Raw genomic sequence first — 23452 nt, 5'->3', positions numbered from 1 at the left:
TTGTTATGAATTACGTGGAGAGTTATTACGCAGCGACCGCCAATCCGCATGTGCCCTGGCCGACATTACAGGAGAGCATTCAGTGTGATGTCTGCATTATTGGCGGCGGTTTCACCGGTCTTTCGGCGGCGCTGCATCTGACCGAGGTGGGCTATGACGTTGTCGTGCTGGAAGCGGCGCGGGTCGGCTTTGGGGCCAGCGGGCGTAACGGCGGTCAGGTGGTGAACTCCTACAGCCGCGACGTGGATGTGATTGAACAGCGCTACGGTAAAGAGAGCGCCCGTATGCTGGGCAGCATGATGTTTGAAGGCGCTGAAATCATCCGCGATCGCATTAAGCGGTACGCGATCGACTGCGATTACCGGCCTGGCGGCGTTTTTGCGGCCCTGAATGCACGTCAGATGGCGCATCTGCGAAAACAGAAAGCGTTATGGCAGCAGTATGGGAATCATGATCTGGAACTACTGGATGAGCGAGCCATCCGCCGTGAAGTCGCCACCGAACGCTACGTTGGCGGGCTGCTGGATCGGCGCGGCGGCCATCTGCATCCGCTGAACCTGGCGCTGGGGGAAGCGGAGGCGATCCGTCGACATGGCGGACGCATCTATGAACAGTCCGCGGCGACCAGTGTGGTTTATGGCACACCAAACCGGGTAAAAACCGCCCAGGGCGAGGTCAGCGCGACCTTTGTGATCTTCGCCGGGAATGCCTATCTGGCCCCGCAGCTGGAACCGCGACTGAGCAGGAAAAGCATGCCGTGCGGATCGCAGATTGTGGCAACCGAACCGCTGTCAACCGACCAGGCGTTGTCGCTGATGCCGAACAACTACTGTGTGGAAGATTGTAACTATCTGCTGGATTACTTCCGTCTGACCGCGGATAACCGGCTGCTCTATGGCGGCGGCGTGGTTTATGGCGCACGGGAACCGGCCGATATTGAAGCGTTGATCCGGCCCAAGCTGCGCCGCACTTTCCCGCAGTTGCAGAACGTGAAGCTGGACTTCAGCTGGAGCGGCAATTTCCTCCTGACGCTGTCGCGCATGCCGCAGTTTGGCCGACTGGAGAAGAATGTCTATTTTATGCAGGGTGACAGCGGTCATGGCGTAACCAGTACGCATCTTTCCGGCAAGCTGATCAGCGAAGTGTTACGCGGCGACGCCGAGCGTTTTGATGCCTTCGCCCGCCTGCCTCACCTGCCGTTTCCCGGTGGGCGACGATTTAAGGTGCCGCTGACGGCGATGGGCGCAGTGTGGTATGCGTTGAGGGATCGGTTAGGGGTGTGAGGCTGAGGTCCAGACCTGGCTGTCTGGCCTGATGAAAACAGGTCTTTCAGCGGGGCACATTCTGCCCTGTTGTTTAAACTGTTATAGTATGTTGTAACTACAGGAAGAGCAGAACTTTCACCTATCAGAGCGGGAGCACTCAGCCCCCGCAACAGCGCCATCTGCGTATCACTCCAGCGGCATTTTAATCGGGTCGTCATAGCGGTACTCAAAACCGAGTTCGCTACAGATGCGGGAACCATCAATCAGCTTGCCGCTATTCTTTTCCGGCTCGGGTGCGAACTGCGGCGGCTGCAGCCCAAGCTGGTGCGTGACCGCAGGATAGAAGGTGTCACGCGAGGGATGTTTCGAGGCACACAGATTGTAGACCCGTCCCCCTTTGGGCGACTGCAATAGCAGCGTGATCGCCTCCACCACATCATCCAGATGCACCAGATTCACGCCCTGCGAGCCATTGGCCACATCCTGCTTGCCGGCGAGGAAGCGTCCCGGATGGCGCTTTGGCCCGACCAGACCGGCCAGCCGCACAATATCTACGCTGGTGCCTGGCAGATCGTGCAGCCAGTTCTCCAGTTTAACCAGCGTCTTTCCGGCCACCGTTTCTGCGTCCAGCGGGCTGTTTTCCCGCTTAGCGCCGGCGCTGCTGCCATAGACTGAGGTGGAACTGGTAAAGATAATGCGCGGTACCTTATAAACCAGCGCCGTATCGACCACATTCTGCACCGCCTGCAGATAGGCTTCGCCCCCTTCCGCAGTGCGGCTGGCGGGCAGTGTAACGATCAGCGCATCGACGTTGAATAGCGGCTCAATATCGGCGGCATCACAGAGCAGTTCCGGCGTCAGTTCCAGCTGGAACGCCTCAATGCCGCAGCGGCGTGCCGCGTCTATACCGTCTGGCGTGGTTTTGCTGCCGGTGACCTGCCAGCCTCGCGCCGTTAACGCCGTGGCCAGCGGCATACCCAACCAGCCCAGTCCCACAATCGCGACCTTCTTCATTTTGACTCCTGACGTGAAACATCAACCCTGACTTCACCGTAGTTTGCCCCCTGATTGCAAACCAGAACAACCTGTTTCAGCGCTTTCCGAACCGCCCGTTTAAAAAAGTGTTGCCAAGCGCAGCCATCTTCGCTAGGTTAAACCCCACAAATGAATACTCATTCATCGACGAGATTATTATGACACGCGTTCAGTTCAACCATCATCACCACCATCATCCTGACTAGTCTTTCAGGCGATTGGTGCTGGAAGACTTTCAAGATCTTCCAGTGGTGTGAACGCAAGAGAACCCCCGGAAGATCGTCTTCCGGGGGTTTTTTTATGGGCTGACGTAACCACACATTCAGGACCTAATTAAGAGGACAGGAACCATGTTAGATAACACCCGTTTACGCATAGCTATGCAGAAATCTGGCCGTTTAAGTGATGATTCACGCGAACTGCTGGCGCGCTGCGGCGTTAAAATCAACCTTCAGCAACAGCGCCTGATTGCGTTTGCGGAGAACATGCCGATCGACATCCTGCGTGTGCGCGATGACGATATTCCTGGCCTGGTGATGGATGGTGTGGTCGATTTAGGCATCATCGGCGAGAACGTACTGGAAGAAGAGCTGCTGTCGCGCCGTGCCCAGGGTGAAGATCCGCGCTACTTTACGCTGCGCCGCCTGGACTTCGGCGGTTGCCGTCTGTCACTGGCGATGGCGACAGATGCCGAGTACACCGGCCCGGAATGCCTGGATAAATCCCGTATCGCCACCTCCTATCCGCACCTGTTAAAACAATACCTCGACAAAAAAGGCGTCAGCTTTAAGACCTGTTTACTGAACGGTTCCGTAGAAGTGGCGACCCGTGCCGGTCTGGCTGATGCCATCTGCGACCTGGTCTCTACCGGTGCTACGCTGGAAGCCAATGGCCTGCGCGAAGTTGAAGTAATCTATCGTTCAAAAGCGGTGCTGATCCAGCGTGACGGCGAGATGCCTGCCGCCAAGCAGGAGCTGATCGACAAAATGATGACCCGTATTCAGGGCGTGATTAAAGCGCGTGAATCGAAGTACATCATGCTGCACGCGCCAAGTGAGCGCCTGGAAGAAGTGATCAGCCTGCTGCCTGGCGCAGAGCGCCCGACCGTGCTGCCGCTGGCAGGCGATGTCAGCCGCGTGGCGATGCACATGGTCAGCAGCGAAACCCTGTTCTGGGAAACCATGGAAAAACTGAAAGCGCTGGGTGCCAGTTCGATTCTGGTGCTGCCTATTGAGAAGATGATGGAGTAAGCCATGGCCTTTTCTACCCCGATTGAATGGCAGCAGTGCACCCCCGAACAGCAGCAGGCGCTGCTGTTACGTCCTGCTATCGCCGCCTCTGAAAACGTGACGCTGACGGTGCGCGATGTGCTGGAGCAGGTAAAGCTGAACGGTGATGACGCCCTGCGCCAGTTCAGCGCCCGCTTCGACAAAGCGCAGGTGGATAACCTGCGTGTTACCGCGCAACAAATCGCAGAGGCCAGCTTACGTCTGAGTGACGAGCTGAAGCAGGCGATGGCTGTCGCGGTGGGCAATATCGAAACCTTCCACAACGCGCAGATCCTGCCGCCAGTGGATGTGGAAACCCAGCCAGGCGTACGCTGCCAGCAGATTACCCGTCCGGTAAAATCGGTCGGACTCTATATTCCTGGTGGTTCCGCCCCGCTCTTCTCCACCGTGCTGATGCTGGCGACCCCGGCCCGTATCGCTGGCTGTGGCCGCGTGGTGCTCTGTTCGCCGCCGCCGATTGCCGATGAGATCCTGTATGCCGCCCAGCTGTGCGGAGTAGAAGAGGTGTTCCAGGTGGGCGGCGCGCAGGCCATCGCCGCGATGGCCTTCGGCACCGAAACCGTGCCACGCGTGGATAAGATTTTTGGCCCGGGCAACGCCTGGGTGACAGAAGCGAAACGTCAGGTAAGTCAGCGACTCGATGGCGCGGCGATTGATATGCCAGCGGGTCCTTCTGAAGTGCTGGTGATTGCGGATGAAGGCGCCACGCCCGCGTTTGTCGCGTCTGATTTACTCTCACAGGCAGAGCATGGGCCCGACTCGCAGGTCATTCTGCTGACGCCTTCATTTAAGCTGGCCGAGGCGGTCGCGGTCGCGGTTGAGCAGCAGCTGGCGCAGTTGCCGCGGGCTGCCACAGCGCGTCAGGCGCTGGAAAGCAGCCGCCTGATCGTGGCGCGTGACCTTGAGCAGTGTGTCGCGATCTCTAATCTCTACGGCCCGGAGCACCTGATTCTGCAGACGCGTCAGCCGCGCGATCTGGTGGAGTCGATCACCAGCGCCGGTTCGGTATTTTTAGGCGACTGGTCGCCGGAGTCCGCGGGCGATTACGCCTCTGGCACCAATCACGTGTTACCGACCTACGGTTACACTTCGACCTGTTCCAGCCTGGGCCTGGCCGATTTCCAGAAACGCATGACGGTGCAGGAGCTGACGCCGCAGGGCTTCCTGAACCTGGCCGCCACCATTGAAACCCTGGCCGCCGCCGAGCAGCTGGATGCCCATAAGAATGCCGTCACCCTGCGCGTTGCCGCACTGAAGGAGCAAGCATGAGTCAGGATATTGAGCAGCTGGCGCGCGCCAATGTGCGCGCCCTGACGCCCTATATGTCGGCGCGTCGTCTGGGTGGCAACGGAGATGTCTGGCTCAATGCCAACGAGTTTCCGCTGCCGGTGCCGTTTGAGCTGTCGCAGCAGACGCTGAACCGCTATCCGGAATGTCAGCCTAAACTGGTGATTGAGCGCTACGCTGCTTATGCAGGCTTAACGCCGGAGCAGGTGCTGGTGAGCCGTGGCGCGGATGAAGCCATCGAACTGATCATGCGTGCCTTCTGTGAGCCGGGTCAGGATGCGATTCTGTTCTGTCCACCGACCTATGGCATGTACAGCGTCAGCGCCGAAACCATCGGCATTGAATACCGCACCGTCCCGGCCCTGACCGACTGGCAGCTGAACCTGCCTGCTATTGCAGAGCAGCTGGATGGCGTCAAAGTGGTTTACCTCTGCAGCCCGAACAACCCGACCGGCAACCTGATCAATCAGGACGACATCCGTCAGCTGCTGGCAATGACCGCCGGTAAAGCGCTGGTAGTCGCAGATGAAGCCTACATTGAGTTCTGCCCGCAGGCGACCCTGACCGGCTGGCTGAAGGATTATCCGCATCTGGTGATCCTGCGTACGCTTTCTAAAGCTTTTGCGCTGGCTGGCCTGCGTTGCGGCTTTGCGCTGGCGAATAAGCCGGTCATCGACCTGCTGATGAAGGTCATCGCGCCCTACCCGCTGGCCACACCGGTGGCCGATGTCGCCGGTCAGGCGCTGAGCGACCAGGGGATTGCGCTGATGCGTGAGCATGTGGCACAGCTGAATGAGAACCGTAGCTGGCTGCAGGCTGAACTGGCTCAGCTGGCCTGCGTTGAGCAGGTTTTCTCCAGTGAAACCAACTATGTGCTGGCGCGCTTTACCGATTCACCAAAAGTCTTCAAAACCTTATGGGATCAGGGCATTATCCTGCGTGATCAGAACAAAAATCCGGGCCTGTCGGGATGCCTGCGCATCTCCATCGGCACGCGTGAAGAGTGCGAACGAGTGATCGCCGCGCTGCAAGCCTTTTCTGTGGAGCAAGCATGAGCCAGAAGACCCTTTTTATTGACCGCGACGGTACGTTAATCTCTGAGCCGCCTGAAGATTATCAGGTGGACCGCATGGATAAGCTGGCGTTTGAGCCAGACGTTATCCCGGCGCTGCTGGCGCTGCAGGCCGCCGGTTATCGCCTGGTCATGATCACTAACCAGGATGGTCTTGGCACCCCGGGTTTCCCGCAGGCCGATTTCGATGGCCCGCACAATCTGATGATGCAGATCCTGACCTCGCAGGGCATTGCGTTTGACGATGTGCTGATCTGCCCGCACATGCCGGACGATCACTGCGACTGTCGCAAGCCGAAAACCCGAATGGTGGAAGCCTGGCTGGCCGAAGGCGCGCTGGATACCGCCAACAGCTACGTGATTGGCGATCGCCTGACCGATGTTCAGCTGGCGGAGAACATGGGCATCCAGCCTATCCGCTACGGTGCTGACGGCCAGAACTGGCAGACTATCCAGCAGCGTCTGACCCAGCGTGACCGCCATGCGCTGGTGCAGCGCAACACCAAAGAGACACAGGTGCGGGTAGAACTGTGGCTGGATCGCGAAGGCGGCAGCAAGATTAATACCGGCGTGGGTTTCTTCGACCACATGCTGGACCAGATCGCCGTGCACGGCGGGTTCCGCATGAATATCGAAGTGAAAGGCGATCTCTATATTGACGATCACCACACGGTGGAAGATACCGGTCTGGCACTGGGCGAAGCGCTGCTGAAGGCGCTGGGCGACAAGCGTGGCATTGGCCGTTTCGGTTTTGTGCTGCCGATGGATGAATGTCTGGCGCGCTGCGCGCTGGATATCTCCGGCCGTCCGCACATCGAGTTCAAAGCGGAGTTCAACTATCAGCGCGTGGGCGACCTCAGCACCGAGATGGTCGAGCACTTCTTCAGCTCACTCTCCTACGCCATGATGAGCACCCTGCATCTTAAAACCAAAGGCAAGAATGACCATCACCGCGTCGAGAGCCTGTTTAAAGCCTTTGGCCGTACGCTGCGTCAGGCGATCCGCGTTGAGGGCAATACGCTGCCAAGCTCGAAGGGAGTGCTGTGATGAACGTGGTGATCATGGATACCGGTTGCGCCAACCTGTCGTCGGTGAAATGGGCGATTGAACGTCTGGGTTACTCCCCGGAAGTGAGCCGCGACCCCGATGTGGTGCTGCGTGCCGATAAACTGTTTCTGCCCGGCGTAGGCACCGCGCAGGCGGCAATGAATCAGCTGGAAGAGCGTGACCTGATCGATCTGGTCAAAGCCTGTACCCAGCCGGTGCTGGGGATCTGCCTGGGTATGCAGCTGCTGGGTCGAGGCAGCGATGAAAACGGCGGCGTGCCGACGCTGGGGATTATCGATGAGCCGGTGTCGTTAATGGACACGCACGGCCTGCCGCTGCCACACATGGGCTGGAACCAGATTACCGCGCAGGCGGGCAATCATCTGTTCCGTGGCATCGACGAAGGCTGCTATTTCTACTTCGTCCACAGCTATGCCATGCCGGTCAACGCCAGCACCATCGCACAGTGTCACTACGGTGAAGCTTTCACCGCCGCGGTGCAGAAAGATAACTTCTTTGGCGTCCAGTTCCACCCGGAACGCTCGGGCAAAGCGGGCGCGCAGCTGCTGAAAAACTTCCTGGAGATGTAATGATTATCCCCGCGTTAGATTTAATTGACGGCAAAGTGGTTCGTCTGCATCAGGGCGATTATGGACAGCAGCGCGATTACGGCAGCGATCCGCTGCCACGTCTGCAGGATTACGTTCGCCAGGGCGCGACCGTGCTGCATCTGGTGGATTTAACCGGCGCGAAAGATCCGGCGAAACGCCAGATCGCGCTATTGAAAACCCTGCTGGATGGCGTTGATGTGACGGTGCAGGTCGGTGGCGGCATTCGCAGCCGTGACGATGTTCATGCGCTGCTTGAAGCCGGAGCGAGTCGTGTGGTGGTTGGTTCCACGGCGGTGAAACAGCCTGAAGAGGTAAAACGGTGGTTTGCGGAATTTGGCGCAGAGGCGATTGTGCTTGCGTTAGATGTGCGCATTGATGCCAGTAACCGTAAAGAAGTGGCAATCAGTGGCTGGCAGGAAGCGGCGGGTGTCACGCTGGAAGAGGTGATTACCGACTTTCAGCAGGTGGGCCTGAAGCACGTGCTGTGCACCGACATTTCTCGCGACGGCACCCTGAGCGGCTCCAATGTTGCGCTCTATCAGGAAGTGGCGGCGCGCTTTCCGACGATTGCTTTCCAGTCCTCGGGTGGCATTGGCGACCTCAATGATATCGCCGCCCTGCGCGGCAGCGGCGTTCAGGGCGTGATTGTCGGACGTGCGCTGCTGGAAGATAAATTCACTGTTTCGGAGGCGATCGCATGCTGGCAAAACGGATAATTCCCTGCCTGGACGTACGTGACGGCCAGGTGGTCAAAGGCGTACAGTTTCGCAATCACGAAATCATCGGCGACATCGTGCCGCTGGCGCAGCGCTATGCCGCCGAAGGTGCCGACGAGCTGGTGTTCTATGATATCACCGCCTCATCCGATGGCCGGGTCGTCGACAAAAGCTGGGTCTCGCGGGTTGCGGAAGTAATCGATATCCCGTTCTGCGTCGCGGGCGGCATTAAAACCCCGGAAGACGCAGCGCGCATTCTGGAGTTTGGCGCAGATAAGATTTCGATTAACTCGCCGGCGCTGGCCGACCCCACGCTGATCACCCGCCTCGCGGACCGTTTTGGCGTGCAGTGTATTGTGGTCGGAATCGATACCTGGTTTGATGAAGCCAGCGGTAAATATCAGGTGAATCAGTATACCGGCGACGAAGCGCGCACCCGCGTGACGCAGTGGGAAACGCTGGAGTGGGTGCAGGAAGTGCAGAGGCTGGGCGCAGGCGAGATCGTGCTGAACATGATGAATCAGGATGGCGTGCGTAACGGCTATGACCTGGTGCAGCTGAAGAAAATGCGTGAAGTCTGCAACGTCCCCCTGATCGCCTCTGGCGGTGCAGGCACCATGCAGCACTTCCTGGATGCGTTTACTGAAGCTAACGTGGATGGTGCTTTAGCCGCCTCGGTATTCCATAAGCAGATTATTAATATTGGTGAGCTGAAGAGCTTTCTGATCGACAACGGAGTGGAGATTCGCGCGTGCTAACTGAACAACAACAGGCCCTTCTCGACTGGGATAAAACACAGGGCATGATGCCGGTCATTGTCCAGCACTTCGTCTCAGGCGAAGTACTGATGCATGGCTACATGAACCCGGCCGCGCTGGAGAAAACGCTGGCAGAAAGCAAGGTCACCTTTTTCTCCCGCACCAAAAATCGCTTGTGGACCAAAGGCGAAACCTCCGGCAACTTTTTGCAGGTCGTGAGCATCACGCCTGACTGCGACAATGACACCCTGTTAGTGCTGGCGGATCCTATTGGCCCGACCTGCCATCTGGGCACCACCAGTTGCTTCTCACCGGCGGTCCCTGAGTGGACGTTTCTCTATCAGCTTGAGCAGTTGCTGGCTTCGCGCAAAACCGCCGATCCTGAAAGCTCCTACACCGCACGACTCTACGCCAGCGGCACCAAACGCATCGCGCAGAAAGTGGGTGAAGAAGGCGTTGAAACCGCACTGGCCGCCACGGTCAACGATCGGGATGAACTCACCAACGAAGCTTCTGACCTGGTCTATCACCTGATGGTGCTGTTGCAGGATCAGGATCTCGACTTCCGCGCCGTGATCAACAACCTGCGTGACCGCCATAAGTAACTGTGCAATATGCTGCTCAGAATTTCGTTTTTATGCGAATTCTGAGCAGTCTTCAGCTCATTCCTCTCGTCCATCCGGCACAATGACGGCAACTCAAACCTCAGGGAGAGAACCGTGACCACCCATGAGAAATTAATCGCCCTGCTCGACCAGCACCAGGCACGCTATCGCCTGATGGAGCATGAGGCGACCGGTAAATGTGAAGCGGTCGCGGCGATACGCGGCACCGAAATCGGCCAGGGTGCTAAAGCGCTGGTCTGTCATGTGAAAGGCAACGGCGTTAAACAGCATGTACTGGCGGTTTTACCTGCCGATCATCAGGCCGATCTGGGCAAAGTCGCGGCAGCAGTCGGAGGAAGACGCGCCTCACTCGCCAGTCCGGCGGAAACCGATCTGCTGACCGGCTGCGTATTCGGGGCGATTCCGCCGTTCAGCTTTCATCCCGACCTCAGACTGATTGTTGACCCCGCGCTGTTTGAACGTTATCCGGAGATCGCCTTTAACGCTGGTCTGCTGGAACGTTCAGTGATCCTGAATACCAAAGATTATCGCGCGTTATGCGCGGCTGACGTGGTGAAGATTACGCAGTAATTGCCATCCCGGCAGCCCGGCGATACTCTGCATAATCACTCATCACGACAGAATAAGAGCAAAATCATGAACATTTTCACTCAACGCCTGCGTCAGACGCTGGCTGTGGCGGTTATGGCAGGCTGCGCTTTTGGCGCGCAGGCAAAAATCGAACAGGTGCGTTTCGCGGTCGATCCGACCTATCCACCCTTCGAATCGAAAACGCCACAGGGCAAGCTGGTCGGCTTTGATATTGATCTGGGCAATGCGCTTTGTACTCAGATGCAGGCAAAATGTGTCTGGGTTGAAAGCCAGTTTGACGGCATGATCCCGGCCCTTAAAGCGCGTAAATTTGATGCCATTCTCTCCGACATGGGCATTACCGAAGAGCGCCTGAAGCAGATTGATTTCACCGCGCCGCTCTATGACACCCACACTCAGCTGATTGCCCGTAAAGGTGCTGGCATATTGCCCACCGCTGAATCCCTGAAAGGAAAAACGGTCGGCGTAGAACAGGGAACGGTTCAGGAGCGCTATGCGCTGGCGAAATGGCAGCCTCACGGTGTGACCGTGGTGCCTTATGGCGATCAGGCACAGGTTGAAAGCGATCTGGTTTCAGGCCGACTGGATGCGGTATTCACCGATGCGGCACAGGCTGCCATCGGCTTCCTGAAGCATCCGCAGGGCAAAGATTTTGAACTGGCTGGCCCGATTATACAGGATCCGATCATCGGCCCCGGCACGGCGATTGGCCTGCGTAAAGGCGATACCGAGCTGAAAACCGCACTGGATAACGCCTTCATCGAAATCAAAAAGAATGGCACCTTTGACCAGATTCAGAAGCGCTACTTCGCCACGGATATCTCTATCCAGCCTTAACCTCGCGGTCGCCCTTTTTCATCCTCACCGCGATCCGGCACTATACTCTAACTATTTCGGGACGGCGCGCTGTCGTCCTTTGCCGATTAAAGGACATTAACACGGTATGCATCAACAACATCATCCACTGTTAAGCGCCTCTTTAGGCACCCAGCGTGAAATCATCAGTTTCCATTTCGCGGAAGACAACGAGCGTCAGGTCTACATTCAGGCTGCGCTGCATGGCGACGAACTGCCCGGTATGGCAGTGGCGTGGTTTTTAAAGCAGCGACTACAGGCGCTGGAGTCCGCCGGTCAACTTAAAGCCGCCTTTACCCTGGTGCCGGTTGCTAATCCCCTTGCGCTGGGACAGCACTGGCATGGCACCCATCTAGGCCGATTCCATACACTCTCTGGCCAGGACTTCAACCGCCGTTTCCCGTCACTGGGCGCAACCCTGGCGGCCGGGCTGGCTGAGAGTCTGACCCAGAGTGAAACGCAGAATAAAAGCCTGATCCGCGAGGCGATTGATCGCCACTATCGTGATACCGTGCCAAAAACCGAGCTGGATGCGCAACGCCACACGCTGATGCGGATGGCCAGTCAGGCCGATCTGATGATTGACCTGCACTGTGACTGGGAAGCCGTGCCGCACCTGTACACCACGCCGCACGCCTGGCCGGACATTGAACCGCTGGCGCGCTGGTTAGGCAGCGAGGTGCAGCTGCTGGCGCAGATCTCTGGCGGTGAGCCGTTTGATGAAGCCTGTTGCGAACCCTGGCTGACGCTGGCGGAACGGTTTGGCAAAGATTATCCGATGCCACGGGGATTGCTGCCTGTGACGCTGGAGTTGCGTGGCGTGCGTGATGTGTCGCCTGAACAGGCGGAGAAAGACGCGGAGGCGATTATTTCAGCGCTACAGGAAGGCGGTTATATCGGCTACAGCGAGCCTGCGATTTCCGTGGAGGTGGCGGCACCCGTGATTGGCGGCGATGAGCTGGTTCCGGCGAGCGCGGGCGGTGACGATATCGTGGCAATCAATGACGGGCCGATTGGTTTAAACGTGCCAGATATCGCTGAAGCACCTGGAGAAGCTGGCGTCATCAAAGAGCGTCACAGCGAAGGATCGGCGGCGGCCTCCCCTGCCCTGAAAAATCCACCCACGCCGTTAGCGGGCTGTGAATATATTCATTCGCCGGTATCCGGACTGATCCTGCATCGTAAGCCGCTGGGCGCAAAGATTCGGCCGGGAGAAGTGGTGGCGGAGATTGTTGACCCGATAACCGACCAGATTACCCCGCTGGTAACGGAACATGGCGGTATTCTCTATGCAAGACACTGGGCTAAGTTTGCGACGGCAGGCATGCTGGTTGTGAGGCTGGCAGGTGAGCGAGAGATTCGTAGCGGGGATTTACTGGTAGGATAAAAAAAGGGCTTCCCGAGGGAAGCCCTTTTTAGTGATTAATCTAACCACTCGGTGTGGAACACACCGTCTTTATCAATGCGCTTATAGGTATGCGCACCGAAGTAGTCACGCTGCGCCTGAATCAGGTTAGCAGGGAGCACTTCTGAACGGTAGCTGTCGTAGTAAGCGATCGCCGCAGAGAAGGTTGGCGTCGGGATACCGTTCTGAATCGCGTAGGAAACCACATCACGCAGCGCCTGCTGATACTGATCGGCGATATCTTTGAAGTACGGCGCCAGCAACAGGTTAGCGATGCCTGCATCTTCTGCGTAAGCATCAGTAATCTTCTGCAGGAACTGGGCACGGATGATGCAGCCGGCGCGGAAGATTTTCGCGATTTCACCGTAATGCAGATCCCAGTTGTTCTCTTCAGATGCGGCACGCAGCTGTGAGAAGCCCTGAGCATAAGAGACGATTTTACCCAGATACAGAGCGCGACGAACTTTCTCAATGAACTCCGCTTTGTCACCGGTGAAGGCCTTCGCCTGTGGACCGCTCAGTACTTTAGAGGCTGCCACACGCTGGGTTTTCAGCGAGGAGAGGTAACGAGCGAACACAGACTCAGTGATCAGTGACAGAGGTTCGCCGAGATCCAGTGAGCTCTGGCTGGTCCATTTACCGGTGCCTTTGTTCGCTGCTTCATCCAGAATCACATCAACCAGGTATTTACCTTCTTCGTCTTTCTTGGTGAAGATATCTTTGGTGATGTCGATCAGGTAGCTGCTCAGTTCGCCGTTGTTCCACTCAGTGAAGGTCTCAGCCAGCTCTTCGTTGTTCAGACCCAGCGCGCCTTTCAGCAGAGCATAGGCTTCAGCGATCAGCTGCATGTCGCCATACTCGATGCCGTTGTGAACCATCTTCACGTAGTGGCCCGCGCCGTCCGTACCGATGTAAGCCACACAGGCTTCGCCATCTTCTGCACGTGCAGCAATTTTATCCAGAATCGGTGCAACCAGCTCGTAGGCTTCTTTCTGACCGCCTGGCATGATAGATGGGCCTTTCAGTGCGCCCTCTTCACCACCGGAAACACCGGTACCGATGAAGTTGAAGCCCTGGTCAGAAAGCTCTTTGTTACGACGGATGGTGTCTTTATAGAAGGTGTTACCGCCATCGATCAGGATGTCGCCTTTATCCAGGTGTGGAGTCAGGGAGGCGATTGTCTTATCGGTCGCTTCACCCGCCTGAACCATCAGCAGGATGCGACGAGGTTTTTCCAGCGATTCGACAAACTCTTCAACGGTGTAAAAAGGAGCAAGTTTCTTGCCCTGGTTCTCGGCGATGACTTCATCAGTCTTTTCGCGTGAACGGTTAAAGATAGAAACAGTGTAACCGCGGCTCTCAATGTTAAGAGCCAAGTTGCGGCCCATCACTGCCATACCTACAACGCCGATCTGTTGCTTGGACATTACATACTCCTGTCTGTGGTCACTTCACAAACACACAGGTTTGTGAACAAAAGTGGCAAACATGTTAACCCAGGTAAGCATCAAGCAGTTAGAGAATGATGCTATTAAGTATCACTAATAATTACAGGGACATGGATGCATGCCAACTGACAAACTAATACAAATAAGCATTGAGTTTTACAATGTGGCCTTTATTGTTCCAGTCGATAATATCGACACCCTTCAGCAATTTATCATCAAGCTTGAGTTCAAACTCAATGACTGATCTATTTTGCTCGGCCAGAACAGACAAAGCTTTGAACTCTAGCAGTTTAGTTTCACTAAAGAGTTGGACTAACATACTACGAATATTCTCCTGTCCAATTTTATGATTACCGGGATCAATAAGCGTAGCATTGCGGTCAAACATGTCTACAACATCATGTAATGACTTAGCATTGAATGCAGCAATATATTTCTCAGTCAGTTTTTTCACCGGCGGCAAAGGATTAACATGAGACATTTCAAATGCTTTAACTGCATGTGCATCATAGAAATTATGATAAACCGAATCAGCAAGAGGGCGCATTACAATCTTTTTGCCCTTAAGTACCATTTCATTTAAAGATGAAGAGAGATAAAAATTATTATCAATGGAATTATCTTTACGGATAAGTTCTTTAGCCGCTTCGATAAAATCTGAGCCTTTTTTGAAGTAATAAAGGCCAGCAATCGCATTACGACTTATCGCATTTTTTTCAGCAGTCTGAACAACAAATCCTTCATCGTTGGCTTTAGCAAAAGACCACTTAGGATGTACTGATTCAAAAGTAAGCACACCCGCATCAGCTTCAAGACTGCGGAAGTAATCCAGAACCTGTTGCAGGTCATCGTTAATGTAGTGATCGGCTGAGGAAATAATCAGTTCTTCGTCAAGGTTGATTTCATCAATCGCCATCATGCTGCTGCAAACCGCACCTTTGGTCATCCCCTGCAAAGGAATGATCACCGCGCTAGGCGAAATCAGTTCAATGATGTTGCCAAGAGCAAGCTTAGTTAGTTTATCAGCAGGAACGATGAAAAGACTTTTATGCTCTTCAGTCAGGGTGGCGAAAATATCCTGAGAATATTCAAGTAAGGTACGATTATTAATTTCAGTCAGAATCTTAGGGTAAATGAAGTCAGCACTCGTTTCGTAAAGACTGGCGCCACTCATTGGGATTATAATATTCAGCATGCCATTAACCCTCGTTCTCAACTAAGGAGATAAACCGTTTTATATTTGCATAATTAACATCATAAACGGTTTCAACTTCTAATACATGTGCACCGCTTGCTTTAGCTGCCTTGATTCCATTTTCATTATCTTCAACAATGACACAGTCAGCAGGCTTTAAACCCAGCATAGAGATGGCTTTATTATACATTTCAGGATCAGGTTTACCTTTAACAACATCCTGATTTGAAACGTAAAATTCAAGATATTGAGAAAGATGTGCTCGTTCCATCATAACTTCAATCGAGTTCTTGATTGAATTTGAAGCAACAGCCATTTTGTAGCCATCTTTTTTTAGCATAGAAAGCGCATATTCGTGATGGAACATTGGCTTACATTTGTTATTAACGATTTCCATTGTGTATTGCTGTTTCATTTCATTAATGAAACCATGGAGATTGGTTGATAAACCCTTATCTTTGCTCAACATGATAAGCTTATCTTTAGTAGGCAAGCCATCGTAAGTCGTCAAATGCTCTTGTCTTGAAATCGTCAGCCCAAACAGGTCCAGTGCCGCATTCAATGCCTCGTAGTGCCAATCTTTGGCATCAATAAGAACACCGTCCATATCGAAAATAACAGCTTTAATATTAGTAGCCATTAAAAAACTCCATGCATTCTTCAGGGTAATCGGTGCAAATGATTAAATCAGATGAGGACAATAAATCATCACTAAATTTCTTGTATTTCGCCCAGCTTTCGAGATGATTTCTTTTATGCAGTTCGGGAGAAACAATGCAGACTTTCTTACCATCAGAAAGGATTTTTTTTACTAAATCCTCATCTACCAGATCTTTTGCAAAGCCGTCTAGCCAGACACCCTCTGCATTATCATAAAGTGCGTTGAGACTCTCAAACTCGCTATACCTGACAAAGGCTTTCAAACCAGATTTGAAATAACCCAGTGAATCTGGCAGAGCCATATCAAAAAAGAAGTAGTTACTGATTTGCATTGATTCAAGCGTCTGTTTAACTTTCTCTTGTAAGCCATCAGCTTTAACATTTAACGCCAGCGGCGGAGCAGATTTAGTATGCGTCTTGTATAACTCAAGCATCTGTTGAAAGGTTAAGCAGGATGCATCAGGAATATCATGACTGATTACGATTTCACCCATGTAGTCACGCAAGTCAGTTTCAGTACCAAGATCAAGCTGAAACGACCTGATGAAAGCTGATTCAGTGTTTTTTTCCTGTAAAGATTTCCAGTAGCCTCGATGTGAGATAACTATCATTTTTAACCTTCTTTACTTAATTAACTGGTTGTATATTTCTACAGCTTCACTGGTATCGCCTTGATAAATGAGCTGGCCTTTTTCCATAACAAGGCAGGCATCACAAATGCTTTCAACCTGATTAACATTATGGCTTACAAAGAAAATTGTTTTACCGCTCTCTTTGACTTGATTTATCTTATTAAGACATTTCGCCTGGAAATTCGCATCGCCAACGGCCAATGCTTCGTCAATTACCAGTATTTCTGAATCCAGATGTACGCCTATTGAGAAGGCAAGTCTGACATACATACCGGATGAATAATACTTCACCGGTTCGTAAATAAAATCTCTGACTTCAGCAAACTCAATGATACTTTCAATTTTAGTTTCAATTTCTTTGCGGCTCATGCCAAGGATTGAACCGCTTAAAAATATATTCTCGTACCCTGACAGCTCATGATGAAACCCTGCACCAACTTCAAGAAGGCAAGAAATTGATCCATCGACCGTTATTTTCCCAGAGCTTGGTGCAATAATTCTTGTCAGGAGTTTAAGAAGAGTAGACTTCCCTGCACCGTTTCTTCCCAGCACACCGACTGCCTGTCCTGGTGTAATAGAAAATGAAACATCGTCTACAGCACGATATATTTTTCCCGGTTGAGTTCGTTTCTTCTGAAACGAAAATAGCTCTTTTAAAGTACTATGTTGGTAATTACCAACACTAAATTCGCGTGTAACAGATTCAAAGGTAATCATTCGTAATCCGCAATTAATCTATCATTTTTGATAAAGTAGTACACACCAAAGATGACTAAAACAATGGCAGTAATAAAACTGTATAATAAGGTTGTGACATCAATGCTATTACCACCCAGCAAAGCCCAGCGAGAAAGAGCCACAATACCGGTCATAGGATTAAAAGAATAATATTGATGAAATTCCTTTGGCACTATTGTAAGAGTATAGACTACAGGAGAAGCAAAGAATAATGCCTGAGTAGCCAAAGGTAGTACATGACGTAGGTCACGGAATCGTAGTTTTAAAATTGCCATAAAACAACCAACGCCACAGCCAAGCATGAGTGTGATAACTATGCATGGAATTAAAAAGAAGATGCGGGAAAAATCGAAATGCACCCCATAAAAAATAGCTAAAGGAATAAATACAACGAAAGCAATCACGAAATCGATAAAAGCAACAAAGACGCTTGCTATACAAAGTGAAATTCTTGGAAAATACACCTTAGTTAAAAGATGCATATTGTTTATTATTGCATCACTTGCAGCCATCATACTTGTCGCAAATAAATTCCAGAAAAGAATTCCAGAAATCAAAACAGCCGCATAAGGAGCATTATATTCTGGTGTTGGTACTTTTACCAAAAGTCCGAACACAAAGAGATACAAAAGAATATTCACACCGGGATTAATAATTGCCCATAAAATCCCTAAACTAGTTTGTTTATAGCGAACATTGAAATCTCGTCTAATAAACTCTTTGATTAGGTTTTTTGAGTCTAATACTTCCGCTAAAGTCGTCCTGCTTTGCGGAGTAGATACAAAACCTTTCATTAACTTCCTCTCTTGACAAATAAACGATAAGCAACTTTACGAACATACGGTAGTTTAAGCAGCTGAGTTCTGAAAAAGAAATAAATCTTCATGACCGTTATTTGCAGCGCTCTAACATACCATATTAATGGACGTGAGCATTTTTCTTTGCTTATGTACTTTGAATAAAGATCTATCCAATCAAAAGATTGATAAAGGCTAGACCAGCCTTTATTGAAATAGACTTCTTTATGTTTACGCCAAACGAATCCCAGGCTAGCTGAGTCCAATGGCAAGAAGTTATTTATATAAAACCGCTCAGAACGCTCAACTTCACCCTTACCCCTTGAAAAATTGCCTGAGAATGTGAAGTTTTTAATTGAACGTTCTAAATTTTTGACCCATACGTACTGTTCTGGTACGAACTTCATATAGCATGCGTTCATCATACTTTTACAATGCTGAAAGATATTCTCATCCGCCAGGGGAATATCAAAAAAACGTTCAACATCTTTCGTTAAACCTGCTACTAAAATATCGCCAGGATGATACAAGAACGGTAGCTGGCTATAAGGGTTTCGGGCAAACAAATTACAATTAATTAAGTGACGACTAAAAACCGAATAATCATTCTGACGAATAACAGAATCTATATTAAGAAATTTATTATTCAAAAAGTAATCGTTGAGATACAAGAGGATGTTATCATTGTATAAATACGAATCTGTCCTTATTTTTACCGAGTACTTTTTGGAAGAATGTCGAAGACCGCTAAGGCTTGATACAAGCATTCTGTTTACATTACTTACGACGTTCACACCATCAACATTTTTAGATATTGACCCGACATCTTCATTAAATATGAATTTAATGCCTGGATACGTGCTTCTCAGATTGTCTTCAATGACACCATCTGTCTTCCATGTTGATACGATGATCTCAGATTCTGGAAAACTTTTTAAAGTCAGTTTTAGATTAAAAAGAAAGTCACTATCTAATTCACGTGAGGAATTTAAAATCCCCCCCTGAATGATGATGGAAATTTCACTCTGTGAGATCAGGTTATCAGGATGCATTGTCCACGTTACTTTGATTTCATGTCTTGATTTACTGTAGGGTTAATTCATACCATTCAATGTATTTTTTTAAACCATCTTCAAGACTTGTTTGAGGTGACCAGTTAAACTCTCGTTTAGCACGTGTAATATCCAGGGATATAGAATTAACAACTGATACAGCGCTTTTCACTTTAACAGTATCAACAACAATACCATGCCGATTGAAGTTATCGATAATATCAAGAATAGAATATTTCGAATCTGAACCGACATTGAAGATTCTCACATCGCCTTTATAGACTGCGGACTTTATAAAGCAGTCATGAAGATCATCGATATAAATATAATCACGTGAGGCTGAACCATCGCCATAAATTTTGACTGGAGTCTTCTTTTTATAAGAATCCATGATTGCGGGAATAAGCCCCTGCCCACCTTTGAATACCTGTCCAGGTCCGTAGGGGTTCGCAATTCGTAATACCCGATAATTCAACCCATAGTTACAATGATAAACCTGAAGATAAGATTCCTGAGCTAGTTTATTTGCCGCATAAATAGTTTTCGGCGAAAGAGCATGATCCTCACGACATTTTTCTCCACCGGTGTCTCCATAAATAGTTCCACCGGATGAAGCAAAAATAAAAGTAACCTTACTCGCTATGGATTTTATATCTTCAAGAAAACGGATAAAAGGCAGGAGATTAGTATTAACGCTTTCAATAGCACGACTCTGCGATTCTGCTGGAGAGATGCTATTGGCCAGATAATAGACAACAGGATCATTATCCTGAGCAATTTTGCTAACAAAATCATCGTGCTGACACAGCGTAGCATCAATAAAGTCAGGAGTAATACTCTCTACCTCATTGTTACGACTATAAAGAAACACTCGCTTAGTAAAACCAGTTCTGCCCAAATAATTCAACAGAGACTGGCCAATATAACCGCGCCAGCCAACGATATATAGATTACTTGATAGCATAATAAAATTTTCGACCTATTGTTACGAGGGTATGATGAAAAATAGGCGGAATGAACTTTAAAGAAATATCGAACACTTTACGTCCAACTCTTAGCAGGAAATTACGATAGCTAAAGAAGAGTGGATTGAAGTGATACATTCCTGTTTTGAAATAAATTTTTGAGAGCCTTATAAAAACACTCTCTTTTGTTTTGGAGGGAACGGCATTAAGATCACTTGCTTTGAAATTATAAGCATCTTCTTCTGGACCGTCTCTGAAAGGAGCCATTTTAAAAGTATAAGGCAGGACAGGAATCCATCCTTTTAAAAATTTCTTCCATTTCAGAGAAACATCCCAACTATTAATAACGAAAACGTGGGTTTTAAGCTTTTCAAGACTGTCTTCAGCAGACTCTTTTATAACACCCCCTCTCTTTTTTACAAAATTTGTAAAAAGGCGAGACTCCGGCCAGTAGTTATAAAAATCTTTCACATGGTTGTTTTTAACTAATTCTCTTATCAGAAGAATGTTATCCATATGTGTTTCTCTAAAGAAGTCCACAGGGTAGTAATCTCTTAATACCTTGTAGTCACCTGCAAGTAACATATCTGATGGATGATACCAGCGGTCTGCGCGGGTGTAACAGTTAGTCGTAATCAACTTACCATTAACATCCGATGAAAAGGTCTTTACCATTCTCATCAAAGAAGAAAAGTTTACTGTCTGGTCCATCCTGACTTTGATGACAAAAGAGTCTTTGTCAATAACATTTAATGCCGCATTAACCAGGTTTATCTGACGATTTATATTAAAAAAACCAGGGTTAAAAACATCATCACAGCCCAATACCTTAATGTTATCCTGAATATACAGATTTTTATTATTTAGAAGGTTTTGAACTTTCTCTGCATCTTTTTTATATGTCGATATGAAAACTTTCACATCACTCAGTTGTTTTTGAAGTGCATTTAAGTTTTTTTCTAAAAAATCCTCTTCAAGAGGACCATGAATAATCACAGAAATCTTATTAACCATTATATTTATATCTCAACAGGTCAAGTTCATACATTAAGTCAATGCCAATACCCTTTTCAACTCTGGATGAGTCTTCCCTGAAGAAAACGACATCTTTGCAAGAGAAAAGTATTTCTGCAATCAGTCTGGACGTTTTGACATGCTTACTGATAGAGATATCAGCGACATTGATGGTCATTTGTGAGAAAGCTTTTCTGGATTTATTGATATCCAGAACGGTTCCATAAGGATGATGGTAAGAAAAAGCAGAAATAATATTTTTTTCTGGGAAATAATTCTGTTCTACGATCGCATCGTCAAAATTGTCAGAAGGCAGAATAATCATATATTCTGCTGCATTCATCAATTGATAAGCCTCATTACTATCAATATGAATCTTCTTATCACCCAACAACAGATATTCAAGACGTGCATCATCTCTCATAGTAACGAAAAGACATTTTTCACGGAGAGGACGGACAAGAGTAGATTTCATTTCAATACTTTCGTACTGATTCACTCTGTTAACAATAGCACTCTCAAAGCTGACCAGCGTTTTGAGTGATTCACGCTGAACTTTTCTGATCTCTTCTTTTTCGTCACGACTCATACTGCTAAAACCCGTCAACACCTTCTTGATAGAATCAACGGAGTTTTTCTCGAAACAGAGTTTTTCGGCTGCGGATCCGCTCATATCAGCTATCCCACTGGTTTTACTGCCGGCCACAATCAGGCCATAGTTGATGGCTTCTAACGCAGTATTAGGGAAGTTCTCATAAGGAGATGGAATGACGAACAGATCATAGTTTTTATATTGCTTTTGTAATTCCTTATAGGGAATAAAGTCATAAAAACTAAATTTATTTTTTAGCTCCAGCGGAATAAGCCCATAGCATGTATCCATATAATCACGGCGATCATAAAAATCATCTCCGCTGTTTCCAATTAATGTTACATGCAGGTCATAACCTTCGACCATTAATTCGCAGGCAGCCAGTATCAGCAGTTCCTGTTTTTTTCTGAGTTCAAACCGACCCAGCGAAAGAATCTCAATAGTTCCGCTGTTATCTCTGACTGGCGGGATAGCTTGTTCAGCAAGAGGATAATAAGATGGACAGGTATGAACTTTAGTATCGTGTAAAGTGCTGAGGTAATTTGCAAGAAAGTTGGAAGTCGAGAAATTAGCATCGCTCAGAATTGATTGTGCTCTCTCATACTGATACATCTCGATCATCCACGGCGGAGCACACTCCATAAAATCAAGTGCTGTTCCCCACTCCCACACCTCACGAATGCCCGTATGATTGTTAGTGATAAAACGACAGGAATAATCCAGCCCCTCGAGCGCACGCTTTGCAAGCGTATAACTCGCAAGACCGATAAAGTCGGTAACTTCAACAAAGTCTGGTTTTATTTGCGACAGTACTTCGTCAATAGCTTTTGAATTTTTGAAAATGCTGTAGTTATCTTTTATTTTCCAGCATGTTATTTCTGGATCATCCAGATCGCTGCCGTGCAAAAAAATCGTATGGACTTCATATCCTAACTTACTAAATCCTTTTGCTGTATGTTCTATATAGGTGGCAATACCACCTTGTCCTTTATAATAGCCGCACTCATGACCAATGAGGCATATTTTTTTCTTGGCATTTGTCATACTTAAAAGTCCAGTGCCTTCTTTGCAACGTCGAGTGATAAAAATAATTTCAAATCAGAAGGGATGCCTAAACCATACATTCCGTTGGCTTCAGCACCAATGTTATAAACACCAATGTTTGCGTGATCATCTCGGTACATCCATGTATAAACAGGTGCCACATAAAACTCGCCATTGGTGCGTTCGTCAAGATCAATCATTTTTTGAGCGTTGCGACAAAAATCAGCTCCATGTTTAAAATTATAGATACCTACAGTTGCTTCTTCCGATACAACTTCTTTTTCTACAACACGAATAACTTTTCCATCTTCATTTAATTCAGCATATGACCATTTGGGATCATTTGCAGACATAGTCATTATTAAGCCTGAAAGTTTTTCATGATCCATATAATTTAAATAATCGTTTATATCAATATCAATCCACTGATCAGAATTTGCTATCATTAATGGCTGATCGTTATCTATTAAATGCTGTGCGCACAAGACAGTGCAAGCGGCGCCATCTGTGACGCCATTAATACCAACAATTTCGCACCCTGGCGCCCATTCATTGAGCTTTGTTGATAAATCATATTTTTCAATATGTTCTTGCTGGCAAATAAAGATAAACTTATGCGGCTGATTAGGTTTTAAATTATTTATTACAACTTCAATCATGCGTTTATCATTAATTGGAATTAAAGGTTTTGGATCAGTGTAACCTTCTTTCGCGAACCGACTGCCTCGACCTGCCATAGGGACAACGATATTTAACAT

General features: G+C 49.3%; 25 protein-coding genes and 1 other annotated feature. Of the genes, 13 read left to right on the top strand and 12 right to left on the bottom strand.

What is annotated here, in order from left to right:
• Positions 1–5: 5 nt before the first annotated feature.
• A complete protein-coding gene (locus tag NR201_RS09105) occupies positions 6–1283 on the top strand; it encodes an FAD-binding oxidoreductase (protein ID WP_111534022.1) in 1278 nt (425 codons plus the stop codon).
• A 168-nt stretch (positions 1284–1451) separates the two neighbouring features.
• Here the strand turns inward: NR201_RS09105 and NR201_RS09100 are convergent, their stop codons facing one another.
• Positions 1452–2279 (bottom strand): SDR family oxidoreductase, encoded by an 828-nt coding sequence (locus NR201_RS09100; protein ID WP_033788300.1) that lies wholly within the window; start codon positions 2277–2279, stop codon positions 1452–1454.
• Between the two features lie 179 nt (positions 2280–2458).
• Here NR201_RS09100 and hisL point away from each other — a divergent pair, with 179 nt between their 5' ends.
• The 12 genes from hisL to NR201_RS09040 all read left to right on the top strand — a co-directional run bounded on the left by hisL (position 2459) and on the right by NR201_RS09040 (position 12539).
• A complete protein-coding gene (hisL, locus tag NR201_RS09095) occupies positions 2459–2506 on the top strand; it encodes a his operon leader peptide (protein ID WP_100396937.1) in 48 nt (15 codons plus the stop codon).
• Positions 2482–2602: a sequence feature (His leader region), on the top strand. It overlaps the preceding gene by 25 nt.
• A 48-nt stretch (positions 2603–2650) precedes the next feature.
• Positions 2651–3550, top strand: coding sequence for an ATP phosphoribosyltransferase (gene hisG, locus NR201_RS09090; RefSeq protein ID WP_004571317.1), 900 nt, complete (start codon positions 2651–2653; stop codon positions 3548–3550).
• A gap of 3 nt (positions 3551–3553) precedes the next feature.
• A complete protein-coding gene (hisD, locus tag NR201_RS09085) occupies positions 3554–4858 on the top strand; it encodes a histidinol dehydrogenase (protein WP_172608007.1) in 1305 nt (434 codons plus the stop codon).
• Complete coding sequence (hisC, locus tag NR201_RS09080) at positions 4855–5931, top strand: histidinol-phosphate transaminase (protein ID WP_010248060.1); 1077 nt, start codon at positions 4855–4857, stop codon at positions 5929–5931. The genes hisD and hisC overlap by 4 nt, the downstream gene beginning before the upstream one ends.
• A complete protein-coding gene (gene hisB / locus NR201_RS09075; protein ID WP_010670960.1) occupies positions 5928–6995 on the top strand; it encodes a bifunctional histidinol-phosphatase/imidazoleglycerol-phosphate dehydratase HisB in 1068 nt (355 codons plus the stop codon). The genes hisC and hisB overlap by 4 nt, the downstream gene beginning before the upstream one ends.
• Positions 6995–7585, top strand: a complete 591-nt coding sequence (hisH, locus tag NR201_RS09070; protein ID WP_157352565.1) for an imidazole glycerol phosphate synthase subunit HisH — start codon at positions 6995–6997, stop codon at positions 7583–7585. The genes hisB and hisH overlap by 1 nt, the downstream gene beginning before the upstream one ends.
• A complete protein-coding gene (gene hisA, locus NR201_RS09065; protein WP_010248066.1) occupies positions 7585–8322 on the top strand; it encodes a 1-(5-phosphoribosyl)-5-[(5-phosphoribosylamino)methylideneamino]imidazole-4-carboxamide isomerase in 738 nt (245 codons plus the stop codon). The genes hisH and hisA overlap by 1 nt, the downstream gene beginning before the upstream one ends.
• Positions 8304–9080, top strand: a complete 777-nt coding sequence (gene hisF / locus NR201_RS09060) for an imidazole glycerol phosphate synthase subunit HisF (RefSeq protein WP_061703780.1) — start codon at positions 8304–8306, stop codon at positions 9078–9080. Before hisA ends, hisF begins: the two co-directional genes overlap by 19 nt.
• Positions 9074–9685, top strand: a complete 612-nt coding sequence (gene hisIE, locus NR201_RS09055; protein ID WP_010670963.1) for a bifunctional phosphoribosyl-AMP cyclohydrolase/phosphoribosyl-ATP diphosphatase HisIE — start codon at positions 9074–9076, stop codon at positions 9683–9685. Before hisF ends, hisIE begins: the two co-directional genes overlap by 7 nt.
• Positions 9686–9799: 114 nt before the next feature.
• Positions 9800–10276, top strand: a complete 477-nt coding sequence (locus NR201_RS09050; RefSeq protein ID WP_089414013.1) for a YbaK/prolyl-tRNA synthetase associated domain-containing protein — start codon at positions 9800–9802, stop codon at positions 10274–10276.
• A gap of 66 nt (positions 10277–10342) precedes the next feature.
• Positions 10343–11134, top strand: coding sequence for an ABC transporter substrate-binding protein (locus tag NR201_RS09045; RefSeq protein ID WP_172608005.1), 792 nt, complete (start codon positions 10343–10345; stop codon positions 11132–11134).
• A 106-nt stretch (positions 11135–11240) separates the two neighbouring features.
• Complete coding sequence (locus NR201_RS09040; protein WP_033758378.1) at positions 11241–12539, top strand: succinylglutamate desuccinylase/aspartoacylase family protein; 1299 nt, start codon at positions 11241–11243, stop codon at positions 12537–12539.
• Between the two features lie 35 nt (positions 12540–12574).
• On the opposite strand, the gene gndA is transcribed toward NR201_RS09040, so the two are convergent.
• From gndA to NR201_RS08985, 11 genes are all read right to left on the bottom strand, one after another.
• Entirely contained in the window at positions 12575–13984 is a 1410-nt protein-coding gene (gndA, locus tag NR201_RS09035; RefSeq protein WP_256849683.1) for an NADP-dependent phosphogluconate dehydrogenase, read from the bottom strand.
• 154 nt (positions 13985–14138) lie between these two features.
• On the bottom strand, positions 14139–15200 hold the full coding sequence (locus tag NR201_RS09030) for a nuclear transport factor 2 family protein (RefSeq protein ID WP_033788289.1): 1062 nt from the start codon (positions 15198–15200) through the stop codon (positions 14139–14141).
• 4 nt (positions 15201–15204) lie between these two features.
• On the bottom strand, positions 15205–15840 hold the full coding sequence (locus NR201_RS09025) for an HAD family phosphatase (RefSeq protein ID WP_033758382.1): 636 nt from the start codon (positions 15838–15840) through the stop codon (positions 15205–15207).
• Entirely contained in the window at positions 15830–16471 is a 642-nt protein-coding gene (locus NR201_RS09020; protein WP_033758384.1) for a hypothetical protein, read from the bottom strand. Before NR201_RS09020 ends, NR201_RS09025 begins: the two co-directional genes overlap by 11 nt.
• Positions 16472–16483: 12 nt before the next feature.
• Positions 16484–17209: an ABC transporter ATP-binding protein gene (locus tag NR201_RS09015; RefSeq protein WP_187510649.1), complete on the bottom strand. Its 726-nt coding sequence runs from the start codon at positions 17207–17209 to the stop codon at positions 16484–16486.
• On the bottom strand, positions 17206–18024 hold the full coding sequence (locus tag NR201_RS09010) for an ABC transporter permease (protein WP_256849682.1): 819 nt from the start codon (positions 18022–18024) through the stop codon (positions 17206–17208). The genes NR201_RS09015 and NR201_RS09010 overlap by 4 nt, the downstream gene beginning before the upstream one ends.
• Positions 18024–19079 (bottom strand): WavE lipopolysaccharide synthesis family protein, encoded by a 1056-nt coding sequence (locus NR201_RS09005; RefSeq protein ID WP_256849681.1) that lies wholly within the window; start codon positions 19077–19079, stop codon positions 18024–18026. The genes NR201_RS09010 and NR201_RS09005 overlap by 1 nt, the downstream gene beginning before the upstream one ends.
• A gap of 31 nt (positions 19080–19110) precedes the next feature.
• Positions 19111–20043: an NAD-dependent epimerase/dehydratase family protein gene (locus tag NR201_RS09000; protein ID WP_071998048.1), complete on the bottom strand. Its 933-nt coding sequence runs from the start codon at positions 20041–20043 to the stop codon at positions 19111–19113.
• The gene (locus tag NR201_RS08995) at positions 20030–21058 is read right to left on the bottom strand and encodes a hypothetical protein (RefSeq protein WP_256849680.1); all 1029 of its coding nucleotides are present in this window, start codon (positions 21056–21058) and stop codon (positions 20030–20032) included. Before NR201_RS08995 ends, NR201_RS09000 begins: the two co-directional genes overlap by 14 nt.
• A complete protein-coding gene (locus NR201_RS08990) occupies positions 21051–22694 on the bottom strand; it encodes a glycosyltransferase family 4 protein (protein ID WP_256849679.1) in 1644 nt (547 codons plus the stop codon). Before NR201_RS08990 ends, NR201_RS08995 begins: the two co-directional genes overlap by 8 nt.
• A gap of 2 nt (positions 22695–22696) precedes the next feature.
• Positions 22697–23452: a glycosyltransferase family 2 protein gene (locus tag NR201_RS08985; protein ID WP_256849678.1), complete on the bottom strand. Its 756-nt coding sequence runs from the start codon at positions 23450–23452 to the stop codon at positions 22697–22699.

The sequence above is a fragment of the Pantoea sp. Fr-CA_6 genome (assembly GCF_024520895.1).
Classification (GTDB): domain Bacteria; phylum Pseudomonadota; class Gammaproteobacteria; order Enterobacterales; family Enterobacteriaceae; genus Pantoea; species Pantoea agglomerans.
Note: the sequence above shows the minus strand (reverse complement) of the source record. Positions and strands in the feature narration are given on the sequence as shown.